We start from the raw sequence: 13,928 nt of genomic DNA, 5'->3' as shown, positions 1-13,928 counted from the left end.
CCAATACCAACAAACATAATTACAGCCAATATTGTACTTAAAAATCTCTTTAACATAGCATACCTCCTACAAATTACTATTTCACTCCTATTATTTCAAACAATAAGTTTCATTCGTTAAATAATGAACTTATCTCCATTTTTATACCTTTGAGGATTATTATAGTTCATAAATTCCACCTATATTTTTCTTGATGTTGTCATTTAATTTTTTAACAACAATTATGACTATGGCACTTATATGTTTCTTCTCCGTCCAAATCAAAAATCTGATACATACAAACCCCTAAAGCATTTGCTATATCGTTAGCAGTTTTAAGACTCGGAATTGTTTTCCCTGTTTCTATTTTGTTTATACTCGTCCTTGATATACCTACTTTTTTTCCAAGTCTATGTTGCGATAAACCTAAAGGTTTACGGTATTTCTCAATTCTATTATTCATTATTTCACCTTTCTTTGGTTAACTTTAGTTTAATATAATTTCGTTTGAATGTCAATACTTTTCATATTTTTTGATTACCTTTTCCTAATTTGTCATTACATAATATCTATGCCAACATTTTTACATTTTTTCATTATTCTAAGTGTTTCTTTGAATTCTTTTGTCTTTGTTGCTTCTTCTAGTAGGATTTTTATTTCTTCATCTGTTAGTTCTTCTGCATTTTCTATAAGGCTTTCTAAGATTGCTCCTCTTGTTATTAGTCTGTGAGTTCTTTCTTTTCTTTTTTTCACTATGTCTTGTTTTAATATCTTCTTTTCTTGATTTTTTAGTTGCCTTAATCTTTCCTCTGTATTGTCTATTTTATTTTTTATTTCTTTTGACTCTTGTCTTATTTGTTCTATTTTTTCAATAATAATTTCCTTTAATGCAATAAAAAAGACGATAGAGTTTTTAATTTCTATCGCCTAAGATATCCATGTTTTAATATTTTTCTAATTTAAGAAGTTTTTAATATACTTACTACAAGACTATATTTTAGTTCCTGCAGCTCTGAATATTAATATATTTACTTATTATCCTTATTGATTCTATGCCTAACATCTAATATAGATATATCATCATTAATACTAAGTATCTAATTTTAGATTTTCCATTCTTTTTGAATTCAATACGCATGATGTTATAAATAGGATCAACATATTATCCAAATCCACAAAACAAAAACATTATGAGTAACCTTTCAATGCATTATTAATTGGAACGCTTAATTTTTGTTTCTCAAATTTAATAAAAAATAAGTTAATATAATCATAACTACTAAAGGAATTAATTCCGCAATAAATCTCCAATTAACTGGATTATCAACAGGAATATCTATCACAGTAGACAAGACTACCCATACTATAAAAATACTTTTGAAATTGTTAATATAGCTTTTTTAGCACACTACGTAAATTCTAATCTTCATACTATGCAATTATATGATAAGTAGATTAAAGTTTATAAAAATCTTCTTATGTAGCTACTTCTTTGTATTTATATTCAGCCCAAAAGTCGACATGAAAAAGGCCCCCCAGATTTTTTCTAAATGCCTTTATTTGTTAGTTTCTAACTTCACTACTAATTCCACAAAACACGGATTCTGTGTTCACACTATTCTATATAAACAATATTGATTTTTTTAATTCTTATTAGCTATCAAATTTTAAAATTTTATTGTTTGTAATCCTACAAAAAATTTATTCTCCTTCAACACATAGACTGAATCCACTATTGGTCACAACAATAATACTAGTTTTATCATAAAGGTAAAGTTTCGACCCTGTAGGAAATACATTACTTGAATAGTTTTCACTTCTTTCATCTATTGACTTTAATCCAGAATTATATGATTTTTTTACTTCTCCTATCAAGGTAAAATCTTTTAGACTAATATCCTCTAGGTCTTTAGACCAATAATAAATTTTATTTTCTACTTTTACCATAGGTTTATAATTAGCATCAATATCATCTTTGCTTGTATTCTTTGCTATATATATTACTCCTATTACAGTAATTAGTAATAATATAGGGATAAAGATTTTTTTATATCTACCATCCATAAATTGTCGAACTCCATATAAACTTGCCACCATTTACAGATATACTCTTACTTGATATTGACATACTGACATAACTATCATCCCAAGGATTCCATACAGAATAAGTATTGTTTCTTGTGTTGTAACCTCTTAAAACCAGGGCATGATTTGCTTTTTTGTATGTGCCTGTCCCATCACAACTTAGATATATTGATTTGTTAGAATCAATTTGCTTCTTTACTGAATCCAGACTTAAAGTTCCTGTACTTTTTGATGGATATGACTTTTTATTATTAGCATATTTAATTAGTTGATTATGTGAAATAGATTTTTTCTTTAAATCGTCATAACTAACATTTGGATAGAAATATCTCATTATATTGTTTGCATAAATCTTTCCTTTTCCTCTTTGTCTTAAAATTTGAGCACCGGCAAAAGCTGAACACCAAGACTGATCTTCTTGAGTTTCTGCTAGATCTAAATCAATATATTTACTACTTGAAGACCTTGATGCAAAAACCATATTATATAATCTATAACTGCCCTCTAAGTTTTCGATTTCCATTATATTTACTACATTTTTTGAAGGAATTTCAGCATCATTATATAATTTTGAATCTCTAGATACTTCCAGTTCAGGATAAAAAGTCAACTGTACTTCTTTACCCGAAATAGTTGCAAAGACATTTCCATTCACTGTATATAAAGAAGCAGGTGATTCGAGACTTGTAAGTTTAGAAATTTGATTTAAGCCATCAGAAAAATCCTTTGACAGAGTCCATCCTAATTCTCCTTCGAAATCCGATACAGCCATCAACGCTACTATTTTATTACCTATTATAATTGGTATATATGTTGATTCATTTAAATTAAATGGTTTCCCAAATGAAATCATATCTTCCAAAACAAATCCATCAAGAGAAACCACATCTTTTAAAGCCATTAGCACGTTCTCTTTTTCGCTATTAGCGTATGCAATATGGTCATCATTAACCTTATCAGAAATTAAGTATAATTCTTTTACATCACGTTGCTCACCTGCATCAGCTGCAATAGACCTTGATGATAAAACTGGTAGCATCATTACTAATGCTATAACTAATGTTAACAACCTCTTCATTCTAGAACCTCCTTTATTATTTATGTTTTGTAATTGATGCATTTATTATTCTTTTTATAATCTTCTAGATAATTCTATTTAGCACCATTTCTACCTTATAAAATTTAGATACTTATTGTTTTAACTAACACTCTTAAGTTAAAACAAAAATATCATATTCTCGATCACCATTCTTAAACCTTTGTGGATTTAAATATACCATTTTATTGCCTCCTGAACCTACATTACACTAATCACACTCAAACTTATCAAAACCAAATAATGTATATATAAATGTATTTACTTTATTTACAATTATTATTAAAGTCAGTGATTATTAAAGTAGGGTATGCGTTATCTTTAGAGTTTAAAAAGATATAGGATATCCAGCTTGTGCATAGTTGTATAGCCTTGAAAGTTTTCCATTTTCACTCAGATTGAAATCCTTATAAGCATATAATCTTGAGACCTAGTGCCACTTAAACATATTTGCCCCAAGCCATATAGAAGATACTTGGCTTGGTTCCTTTTTTGAACCATAAGAAAACCAATTTCTACTATCGTCTATTTTAGGATATTTTTGTTTCATCGTTTTTTCTCCCGCATACAGACATTGAGAAGCAAAATTAGCACAGTCAGCACCCCAATCAGGATAACTGGGATTATAATTTTCCCAATATTTATTTTAGTAGCTACTGCTTTTAAAGAAGCTTCTTTTCATAATTTTTTCCCCGTCACATTCAAAAAATAGTTTAACACACTATATTTTGACACTTAAATTTATTTATCTCTAAAGTCAGGTATTTATATCTCCATTCTTATACCTCATTGGGTTTAATAGTTGCAATATTAAACTGATGATTAAAACAAGTAACCTATCATAAAACATAACTGTTAAATTACTTATATTATTAGTCTCTTTTACTTGGTATGTAAGCAATTGATGCTGCTGCAAGGATTCCAGCTACGCCCGCCATACCAGCAATGCCTGTTTGAGCATTTTTGCCTGCTTTCTTAGCTGGTTTGTTAGCTTTTTTGTTCTTATCTTCATTTATCATATCTTCATTTACTTTTAAGTCGCCAAAATTAACTTTTGAAACTCCATTAGAACTGAGCACATTTAAAAGTTGACTTGGATAAGAGTTTACGGCTAATTGTTCCTCTTTAGAAAGAGTATTATACCATTTTAACCATTCTATATCTTTATCCGACAACCTAATTGATTGTAATAGGTCATAGTTTACACTCAATTGCTCCTCTTTACTTAGACCATTAAACCACTCTTGCAATTCTTTAGATATAACTTCTGAGTTATTATTTGCTGATGAAGCAAATACATTTATTGCCATTGCCGTTAACAGCATCACTATGGCTATTAATAGAGTAAATCTTTTTTTCATTTCTTACCTCATCATATAATTTTGTCTGACATCGATATATTTGACATTAAAATCAAATATATTCTACTTTCCCAACTGTTATTTTTAGCTACATTATAGAATATAGTATCTAAACTAATCGCCACTTCTATACCTCATAGGATTTAGGTCTATTATCAATTCACCTCCTATCTACCTTACATATGAGTTTATCTTAACCTTTCCTGATAATGTTTTATTTGTTTGATTAACAATTGTAACTATATAAGAGCTTCTCCTATTAGCCTTAACTCTTAATATAGATTCTGAAGCAAATCTTTCATCATAGATCATTTTTCCATCTTCTTCAATATTTACCGAATAGCTAATTACACCTGAACTGAACAAATTTTTTAATCTAACTGTAAAACCGTCATGAACTTTACCTGTCCAAGTATCCATGTTAAATTTATAATCAATGTTATCAAATCTTTTAATCTTATATTCTCATCAATATTTGCTGCTCTAAGACCTGTTCCCTGTACTTCTCCTAATTCCAATTTTTGGTACTCTTCTTCACTTATTATTTGAACCTAACTCCTAATAAAGTTTAATTAATATTATATCTATTGTTTCGTTTGACATTTTGAGCATCTGTATCTACCTGTACCATCCAAGTCAAATATTTGGTATATACAAACGCCCAAAGCATTTGCTATATCGTTAGCAGTTTTTAGACTCGGAATTGTTTTCCCTGTTTCTATTTTGTTTATACTCGTTCTTGATATACCTACTTTTTTTCCAAGTCTATGTTGCGATAAACCTAGAGGTTTACGGTATTTCTCAATTCTATTATCCATTGTTTCACCTTTCTTTGGTTAACTATAGTTTAACATAATCTCATTCGGGTGTCAATACCTTGTCATATTTTTGATTACCTTTTCCTGATATATTATTATATAATATCTATGTTAATATTTTTCCATTTTGCCTTATTATTTTTAATGTTTCTTTAAATTCTTTTGTTTTTGTTGCTTCTTCTAGTAGGATTTTTATTTCTTCATCTGTTAGTTCTTCTGAATTTTCTATAAGGCTTTCTAAGATTGCTCCTCTTGTTATTAGCCTATGGGTTCTTTCTTTTCTTCTTTTCACCATATCTTGTTTTAATATCTTTTTTTCTTGATTTTTTAGTTGCCTTAATCTTTCTTCTGTGTAATCTATTTTATCTTTTATTTCTTTTGATTCTTCTCTTATTTGCTCTAATTTTTTCATACTGATCTCCTTTCTTGTATTAAAAAAAGACGATGAAGATATACTCTCCCCGTCTTTAGGTTGTTCTCTACTTAAATATTAAATTTAAAATATTTATATCCTCCTTTTGTATTTTTAGCAATAAAAGTGGCAAAGAATTTTTTTCTTTTCTTAGCCACTTTTATCAATAATTAATATTTTTAATTAACACTTATGTTAATTATATTTTTAATTTTTTCGGTAAGGTCATTTTCTGTAATGTATGTTCTAAATACTTTGCCATTTTCATAACATTCTATATAAGTATTGTCACTTTCTGCATAAATCAACAACTTAGTTTTACCATCACTTACAATTTCAATAAATTTCATTGGTTCTATCTTTAACCAATCATCTTTATCTAACTCTTTAATATCATTTGCAATTAAAAGATCAGACAGTTCTTTTTTTATTTCTTTTGTAAACTTAACATTTTTATAAGCATCTCCATCACTAAAGTCTATTTCATAATAATTTTCTGGTAAAATTTCTCTTATTTTTTCATAGCTTTTGTCATTATTAAAGTATAAAAATATAATAATAACAGCAATAAAAGATATTATAGATATGAGTAAAACATTCTTTTTATTTATAACCATTATAGTTTCTATTTCCTCTGAATCTTATTGGACAATATTCTGGTACTGCATCCCCCGCCAGTATTAAGCTATTTTAGAATAATTAAACTGTTAAGCATCTTTTGCCTTTTTAAAATTAGCATTGTTATTCTCTGTATTTCCTTTTATACAGCTACAGTTGCAATTCCAAAATGGTTGCCATGGACCCCTTGTACTTTTCCAACCACTGTCGCATACACATCCTGCTCTTCTAAGTACAGGTGTTCCTGTTGAATCATTAATAATCTTCATTGTTTTTTCCTCCTTTGTTGAGTTAATTTATATTCCCAATAATCAGTTATATTTACAATATTCGCTTGCTACTATGCTCAATATATGCATATAGGATCCCTAATTGGCACTGCAACAAGCTACATACCACTTTATAGCTGATTATTTAGAAACTTAGTTTTGACAACATTTGCTAAATGATAAATAAATAAATGGAATCGTTATTATTACAATAATCGAATACATCACTATTATCATAGGTATCTGCATAACTACTTTCCCTAAAACTTGATACAATAAAGGTATCTTAATACAGTTATATACATTTATTAACTGATCTGGTGTTATGTTGAAAAAGCCATCAAAAGGTAATACTCTACCAATAAATGGAGATACCACAAATAATATCATAGGAACGCATAAGCTTATAAGTGGTGAATGTGTTTTAGCTGATACAAGCATTGTCAACACACTTGAAAGCAAACTCCCTACATAACCCGCAAGCATAATAACAAAATATCTTTCTAAAAATGTATAGTTGTACATGCAATAACTATATTCAATTTGAATTGGTGAATTAGCTCCACTGACACCCATAAATGCAAAGGATATAATTGAAAGAATAAGCATTGCTCCCCAATAAATAATTGTCGCCATAAACAATCCTGTTAGTATCTTAGTCTTAGTCCCCCTGCTTCTACCTAATTTTGTACTAAAGAATACAGACTCTGCTTTCAGTTTAAAATCTTCAGAAAATATTCCAGATGTAATAAATGATATAGATATAATCAATATTATTGCATATGTTGTTGCATATAGCCCCATAGTAATCCATGAATCTGCAGGTGCGTAATCAAATGGAGTAACAAGCTTTGAATATTGTTTCTTCAAAAATTCTGTTTTCTCCTCTGTAGTTCCATATTCGTTGATTAAGTGAACAATATTATCATCTCTTATAGCATACATATTTCTTGCCATATCTGAATCTAATGCATCAAATCTTGTATAGTCTATATCCCCTCCATAAGATATAGTGCTAACCATAAAATCTTTTATATCCATATATTTTTGCATATTATCAGCATATATGTTCTCTGGGATTTTGTTTCCATATTCACTTTTAATTCTCTTATCTGTATTTACTATATCTTCAAAAATATCAGAGTTTAACTTCCCTGCATATTCAGCTTTAGCTTCAGTTAATTGCCTTGCAGCAAATAATCCATTATGTGTAATCCCATCCTTATCTACATAACTTACACTCCATACAGCAAATATGCTTAAAACTACTGCCACGACCAATAAAAATAGTAATACAAGCCTATTTATACGATTACTAAATACTATATTAATTTCATGTTTAATCATATTTATCTCCACCTTCTATCCCAAAGTAATAGTAAAATAAATCTTCAAGTGTGGCATCAACGCACCTAGCATTATCATTCGGTTTATTTTCTGATAAAATTCTTACTTCTGTATATTTCCCATTATTATTTATCGCACTGATAGAACTTTTAAATCTGCTAATAAATCCTTCTGCTTCATCAGTATTTAAATAATACAGCCAAACCTTACAAGGAATGTTTGAACACAATTCTTCAACTGTACCTTCTTTTATAATTTTCCCTTCCTTCATGACAAATACTTTCTTGGCAATAGCTTCTATATCGGAAACAATGTGTGTAGATAAAAGTACAATCTTACCTTTTGCAAGTTCACCTAATAAATTTCTACATTTTATTCTTTCAATTGGATCAAGTCCAGCCGTAGGTTCATCAAGTATAAGTATTTTTGGATCATTTAATAATGCTTGAGCAATACCTACACGCCTCTTCATTCCTCCGGATAGTTCTTTCATTTTTTTAAACGAATGTTCCTTCATTCCTGTTGTTTCTAGTAAAATATCAATACGTCTTTCTGCCACTTTATTCTTTAAACCTTTTAACGAAGCAATATAGGAAAGGTACTTTTTTACGCTAAGATTAGGATAAAATCCAAATTCTTGTGGAAGATAGCCTATAATATCCCTATATTGAGCATCCATCTTAAATATATCCATACCATCATAACATATAGAACCTTCTGTAGGCTTCAAAACGGTACATAGCATTCTCATAAGCGTAGTTTTGCCTGCACCATTTGAACCAAGTAATCCATATAGACCTTCTTCCATTTCAATCGAAACATTGTCAACAGCCTTCATATTTCCAAAACTTTTTTTTACTTTATTCAAAACCAAATTCATTGATTTTCACCTCCAAGTGTCTAATGTTGTTGTGTAAGGCTTTTTTAATATAATAAATTGTTAATAAAATACTTGTACTAAACATCACCACCCAAACAAAAGGAGTTATTTTTAAATAGATATACTCGTTTAATACAATCATCATCCAAACCATATTTGCAGCAATACATATAATCATTGTTATAAGTTGGTTAAAATATTTTCTTCCGGAAAATGCCTTCATACAAATCATTGAAGCAATCATAATTGGAAATATAAATTGCTTTAAAATATCTGCAAACATGATTTCTTGCATCTGCACAGCATAAATACAAAACAGTGTCAAAATAGTAGTATCAATAAAACCAAAAGCTATAAGTTTAGCTGCATATATCTTTCGTAAATTGAAAATTGAAGTTTCCTCAATCTCTATTGATTTATTCTCAATATTCCTCCATAACTCAGGAATTACGAGTATAACAAACAATGAGGCTATTATGCTTAATCCTCTTTGTACATAAGCTTCACCATTCGAAATAGATAACCATTTTGCTGCAATAAAAAGCAAAAATGCTTGTGCAAGCCAACACTCTTTTTTCATGATTTTGACTTGTAAAATAATAAATTCAATAAATCCAATTCTACTTTCATTATCTATGCTATTGATCAATTCTCTAGCTTTGAGAACTAAACTATCTATTGCTTCCTTAGACGGTTTCTGCTCATTTTGTTTATTCATATTTTTTAGAATTTTTTCTAGTCTATCTTCAGAAAAATTCATCTGTTTCATATTTCACCTCCTATATACTTTTTTATCATTTCTTTACCTTTCTTCAATCTGTATTTTACAAGTTCTAATGAAATGTTGCATATATCAGCAATTTCTCGCTGTTTCATATCAAGAAAATAATACATGATTATAATCTCTCTAATATCTGATGGTAGCTTTTCAACCGCTTCCCTAACATATAAAGATTCTATTGTTCTTTCGGATTCATTAAAACTTGATGATACCTCATAGTCAATACATTCAATTGAAATATCTTTATTACTTTCTTTTTTTCTCTCATCAATACACTTATTGCGAGCAATCGTATATAAATAGTTTAAAAGTTTACCCCTATGTTTATATTGATCAATTTTCTTTAAAAAAATCAAAAATACCTCTTGTGTTAAATCTTCGGCTGCATGTATATTCTCGGAATGATACTTGCAGTAGTCAAAGACTTTCATATAATATTTTCGAATTATAATTTCTGCAGCCTTATCATCACCATTTCTAATGCGACAGACAAGAAAAAAATCTGTGCTCATATCTATCAATTCTCCTATGACTAAAATAGCCTTACATAATATATAACGATTATAATACTAAAAAAGATAGTTTTTTATATCTTAAAAAATATTTTCTTATCTCTTGTATTCGTACTGTTCTTCAAGGTTTTATTAACAATAAATATATCTCATATTATTTAACAGTCTCATCATTTCAGCAATACTAAAATCATCTTGCAAAAAATGGTTAATATTTTTTTAGAATATCAATTAATATTGGTAAAATTAGTTTACTATCTTATTGGTATTCCTGTTTTTTAAGTTTTTTAGTTTTTTCTGTTCTCTCCTTGCCTTATACCTTTCCTCATATTCCTGTTGTTTCCCATTTGCTTTACGCTTTAGATAATTTTGATGAAGTCTGTCTCTTCTCTCATTAATTTTTCGTTCTTCTTCCTCAAGTTTTAAACGTTCTTCTTCGCTTAACTCTTCTTTTGGCACTTCATAATTTCCTATGAAGTTAAAATATATTTCTATCTTTTGCTTTGATGTTTGACTGCCTTTTCTATCCCTTTCATGAATGATTATCTTCTCTACAAACTCATTTATCATTGTGTTAGTTAGATCATCAAAGTTTTCATAACGACTAATAAGGGATATAAATTTTCTTACCCTATCTGTTTCATTTTCATATCTTGATATTACAAGCTCTAAGTCTTCAATCTCTCTACTTAGAGCTCTTTGTTCTGTTTCGTATTGGCTATTAAGTATCTCATATCTACTACTTGGTATTTTTTCTAGTATCATATCCTCGTAAATACGACACATAAGCCTTTCTAACTCTTGTATCCTCGACTTATTGTTAATTAAACTTACTCTTTGTTTTTCTATCTCTGCTTTTTCCTTTTCTTCCATTTCATTTTGAATGGAACGGGTAAAGGCTTCATTATCTTCATCAAGATAATTTTTTATATCTTTTAATGTTTCTTGGATAAGATTTAAGACTACTTCTGCTTTTATCCTATGAGCTGATGGACAAAGTGTCCCGCAAGGCACTTTTTTATAATTACTGCAAACATAATAAGGGATATTCTTATAGTTATTTCTCCTATGAACATACATCTTGCTCCCGCAATCTGCACAATACATCAATCCTGTTAGTGGGTGATATTCGCCCCAACCATCAGGATACCTTTTTACATTTCCTCTTATCCTTTGCACATTGTCAAAGGTTTCTTGGTCTATGATTGCTTCGTGAGTATTTTCAAAGATGAGCCATTTATCTTCGGATACATATTTACTTTTCTTATCCTTGAAATGCTTTCTTGTTTTAAAGTTAACTGTATGCCCTAAGTATTCTTTTTTCTTTAAGATACTGGCAATTGTGGAACTACACCAACGATAAGGATATTCAAAGTTTTTGCTTTGATGTAATCCATATCCCATTTTTTGCTGATGATAAGCGGGTATATCTATCTTATCTGCTTCTAGTATCTTTGCTATTTTGTATGGTCCTGCTCCGTCCATTGTAAGATTAAATATTCGTCTTACTATCTCGGCTGCCTTTTCATCTACAATCCACTTATCTTTGTCTTTTTCATCTTTGATGTAGCCATAAGGTGGAGTGCTTGCCGTATGCTTTCCGCTTTCTCCTTTTGATCTAAATGTAGATTGTATTTTTCTTGAAGTATCTCTTGCATACCATTCATTCATAATATTTCTAAAAGGGGTAAAATCATCTTCTCTGTAAAAGCTGTCTACATTGTCATTGATAGCAATCAGTCTTACGCCCTTTTGTCTTAATATCTCCATACATTGACCAACTTTGAGATAATCTCTGCCGAGTCTACTCATATCCTTTACGATGATACAACCGATATTTCCAGTATTTACTCCATTCATCATTTCCATAAAGCCTGGTCTATCAAACTGTGTCCCGCTTATTCCGTCATCTGTAAAATGGATGATGTTGGTTAAATTATTCTTACTTGCATATTCTTCAAGGATTTTCTTTTGATTAACGATTGAGTTACTTTCTCCTTCAAGTTCATCATCTCGACTTAATCTCTCATAGAGTGCTGTTGTCTTTTCAAAATTCCTCACTTTTTCCTCCTTCCTCTTAATTTCTTAAATAAAAAAGAATTAAGAAGTACATGTTTCACTAAAACAGTGATTAAGTGTTCTCCTTAATTCTATTACTCCTGCTGCCAGCTTATATTTCTTATATTGCTTAACTGCAAAATGACTTGGGTCTTTCTTTTCAAGAGCTTCAAAGAGCCTATCAATTGGGTTCATATAGGTTTCGTCATCTTCTCTAACCTCACTTGCGTCAATCATATCCAAAAGTGTCTTAAAGTTCTTTTCTTCTTCTGGTGCTTCATAATAGATATAACCGATGAGGGCAGTGTAATATAGCTTTTCAGCCTTTACCCAGAAATCTTCTCCTGCCTTTTCTCCATCTCCCTTGGTGTTAGCAATTATGGTTTGGACAAGCTTTAAAATATCTTTTTCACTTCTCAAATATGCAAAGGGATTGTATTTCATAGACTTTTTAAAGTTTATTGTGTTTAAAATCTTTATATCATATCCATTTTCGTAGAGCATTTTCCCACACTCTAACACAAGTGTCCCCTTAGGGTCTGTTACTACATAGGAAGAGTGCATTTGCATTAGATTTGGCTTTACATAAAATCTCGTTTTACCTGATCCAGAACCACCTATTACTAATACATTTTTATTCCTAGCGTATTTAGGATTTTTAGGTCTTGAGTTCATTGTAAGTCTTTCAGTATTAGTTATGAGAACATTGTTTTCAAACTTAGGGTCAATGTATGGAGCAATATCCTTACTTTCTCCCCATCTTGCAGATCCATACTCCTTGCCTTGCCTATATTTCTTTTTATTTTTCCCTTTGCTATAAACAATTAGCTTAACAAGACCAGCAACTGAAATACCTACTAACAAGTCCCTTGGATTAATACTTGGTATATAGGATAAAGTTCCTATATCAGAAATTCCCACCATTAATCTATCAATAATATCTCCTCCAACATAAGAATTAATGTGCTTAGAAAAGATATTTCCAATGTAAAAAAATGATAGATAAGGAATGTTTGCTAATATAAATTTCTTTGGGTTGTCTATTTTAATTAGGTTTTTAATATCAGAAAGAATGGCTTCTAATACCTTATTCATCGTAGAAACCTTCACTATCTAATAAAATTAGTAGGTAGTGTCTTCCCTTTGGTGTTATAAATGTTTGTATGCCTACAAGTGTACCTAGAGGGTCAACCCATTCTTTTACTTCAAAATATCCCTTGTTCTTATCTGCATAAGGTAGAAGTTTCTTTTTCTTATCTCTATAAATTAATCCCTTATCCATTAGAAAACTTATAAATTGATTTTGTGGTATTCCTAACTCTTTAGCAGTGTTTCTAAAGTTTGTAAGTAGATTATAATCTACTAATTTGTCATAATAGTCTGCCTTTGGTCTTAATACTTCAATTTCTTCTTCTCTTTTGGCAATAATTCTATTGGCTACTAGAATTGCATCTGCAAGTAGCTCTTCGTTAGTTTTCTTTTCTTGACCAGCTATATATCCTCCATTTTTTCTAATGCTCGGTAAAACTTCTCTAGTTACCCAAGCTTTGAATATTTTTGCTTGTGGTAGTTTTGATGAGAGGATAAGTGAATACAATCCTGACTCATTAATTATTGAAATATTCTGTATTCCTCCAGGGGTGTTCCATTTCGTTACACCCTTATCTTCTTCATCTACATGGTCATAAATAGCTTTTCTTGGATTAACATAA

Annotated in this window: 16 protein-coding genes and 2 pseudogenes; all 18 read right to left on the bottom strand. The window is 29.7% G+C overall.

What is annotated here, in order from left to right; all coding sequences use genetic code 11:
• Positions 1 to 211: 211 nt before the first annotated feature.
• Entirely contained in the window at positions 212 to 442 is a 231-nt protein-coding gene (locus tag HMPREF0072_RS06595; protein WP_004828547.1) for a helix-turn-helix transcriptional regulator, read from the bottom strand.
• A gap of 95 nt (positions 443 to 537) precedes the next feature.
• Positions 538 to 852, bottom strand: a complete 315-nt coding sequence (locus tag HMPREF0072_RS06590) for a DUF3847 domain-containing protein (protein ID WP_039931193.1) — start codon at positions 850 to 852, stop codon at positions 538 to 540.
• Between the two features lie 828 nt (positions 853 to 1,680).
• Positions 1,681 to 2,043, bottom strand: coding sequence for a hypothetical protein (locus HMPREF0072_RS06585; RefSeq protein ID WP_004828543.1), 363 nt, complete (start codon positions 2,041 to 2,043; stop codon positions 1,681 to 1,683).
• A complete protein-coding gene (locus HMPREF0072_RS06580) occupies positions 2,033 to 3,142 on the bottom strand; it encodes a C47 family peptidase (protein WP_039931192.1) in 1,110 nt (369 codons plus the stop codon). Before HMPREF0072_RS06580 ends, HMPREF0072_RS06585 begins: the two co-directional genes overlap by 11 nt.
• Before the next feature lie 448 nt (positions 3,143 to 3,590).
• Positions 3,591 to 3,794, bottom strand: a pseudogene (locus HMPREF0072_RS12700) (amidase domain-containing protein); the annotation flags it as partial.
• 238 nt (positions 3,795 to 4,032) lie between these two features.
• On the bottom strand, positions 4,033 to 4,521 hold the full coding sequence (locus tag HMPREF0072_RS06575) for a hypothetical protein (RefSeq protein ID WP_004828537.1): 489 nt from the start codon (positions 4,519 to 4,521) through the stop codon (positions 4,033 to 4,035).
• A gap of 371 nt (positions 4,522 to 4,892) precedes the next feature.
• Entirely contained in the window at positions 4,893 to 5,039 is a 147-nt protein-coding gene (locus HMPREF0072_RS12470; protein ID WP_248601173.1) for a hypothetical protein, read from the bottom strand.
• 66 nt (positions 5,040 to 5,105) lie between these two features.
• Positions 5,106 to 5,339 (bottom strand): helix-turn-helix transcriptional regulator, encoded by a 234-nt coding sequence (locus HMPREF0072_RS06565; protein WP_004828532.1) that lies wholly within the window; start codon positions 5,337 to 5,339, stop codon positions 5,106 to 5,108.
• A 106-nt stretch (positions 5,340 to 5,445) separates the two neighbouring features.
• A complete protein-coding gene (locus HMPREF0072_RS06560) occupies positions 5,446 to 5,751 on the bottom strand; it encodes a DUF3847 domain-containing protein (RefSeq protein WP_004828530.1) in 306 nt (101 codons plus the stop codon).
• A gap of 179 nt (positions 5,752 to 5,930) precedes the next feature.
• Positions 5,931 to 6,368 (bottom strand): hypothetical protein, encoded by a 438-nt coding sequence (locus HMPREF0072_RS06555; protein WP_004812269.1) that lies wholly within the window; start codon positions 6,366 to 6,368, stop codon positions 5,931 to 5,933.
• 90 nt (positions 6,369 to 6,458) lie between these two features.
• A complete protein-coding gene (locus tag HMPREF0072_RS06550; RefSeq protein WP_004812281.1) occupies positions 6,459 to 6,638 on the bottom strand; it encodes a hypothetical protein in 180 nt (59 codons plus the stop codon).
• Between the two features lie 153 nt (positions 6,639 to 6,791).
• Positions 6,792 to 7,985, bottom strand: coding sequence for a hypothetical protein (locus tag HMPREF0072_RS06545; protein ID WP_004828528.1), 1,194 nt, complete (start codon positions 7,983 to 7,985; stop codon positions 6,792 to 6,794).
• A complete protein-coding gene (locus HMPREF0072_RS06540) occupies positions 7,978 to 8,865 on the bottom strand; it encodes an ABC transporter ATP-binding protein (RefSeq protein ID WP_004828526.1) in 888 nt (295 codons plus the stop codon). The genes HMPREF0072_RS06545 and HMPREF0072_RS06540 overlap by 8 nt, the downstream gene beginning before the upstream one ends.
• Positions 8,846 to 9,634: a hypothetical protein gene (locus tag HMPREF0072_RS06535; RefSeq protein ID WP_004828525.1), complete on the bottom strand. Its 789-nt coding sequence runs from the start codon at positions 9,632 to 9,634 to the stop codon at positions 8,846 to 8,848. The genes HMPREF0072_RS06540 and HMPREF0072_RS06535 overlap by 20 nt, the downstream gene beginning before the upstream one ends.
• The gene (locus HMPREF0072_RS06530) at positions 9,631 to 10,158 is read right to left on the bottom strand and encodes an RNA polymerase sigma factor (RefSeq protein ID WP_004828522.1); all 528 of its coding nucleotides are present in this window, start codon (positions 10,156 to 10,158) and stop codon (positions 9,631 to 9,633) included. The genes HMPREF0072_RS06535 and HMPREF0072_RS06530 overlap by 4 nt, the downstream gene beginning before the upstream one ends.
• A 246-nt stretch (positions 10,159 to 10,404) precedes the next feature.
• Positions 10,405 to 12,219 carry a recombinase family protein gene (locus tag HMPREF0072_RS06525; protein ID WP_004828521.1) on the bottom strand — a complete coding sequence of 605 codons (1,815 nt, stop codon included), beginning with the start codon at positions 12,217 to 12,219 and terminating at the stop codon, positions 10,405 to 10,407.
• A gap of 96 nt (positions 12,220 to 12,315) precedes the next feature.
• Positions 12,316 to 13,311 (bottom strand): annotated as a pseudogene (locus HMPREF0072_RS06520) (type IV secretory system conjugative DNA transfer family protein); the annotation flags it as partial.
• On the bottom strand, positions 13,304 to 13,928 hold a 625-nt coding region (locus HMPREF0072_RS06515), incomplete at its 5' end, for a phage antirepressor KilAC domain-containing protein (RefSeq protein ID WP_004828517.1). The gene HMPREF0072_RS06515 and the pseudogene HMPREF0072_RS06520, both read right to left, overlap by 8 nt.

The organism is Anaerococcus lactolyticus ATCC 51172, from assembly GCF_000156575.1.
GTDB classification, from domain to species: Bacteria; Bacillota; Clostridia; order Tissierellales; family Peptoniphilaceae; genus Anaerococcus; species Anaerococcus lactolyticus.
The sequence above is the reverse complement of the archived record's forward strand: the minus strand, read 5'-3'. Positions and strand labels throughout refer to the sequence as shown.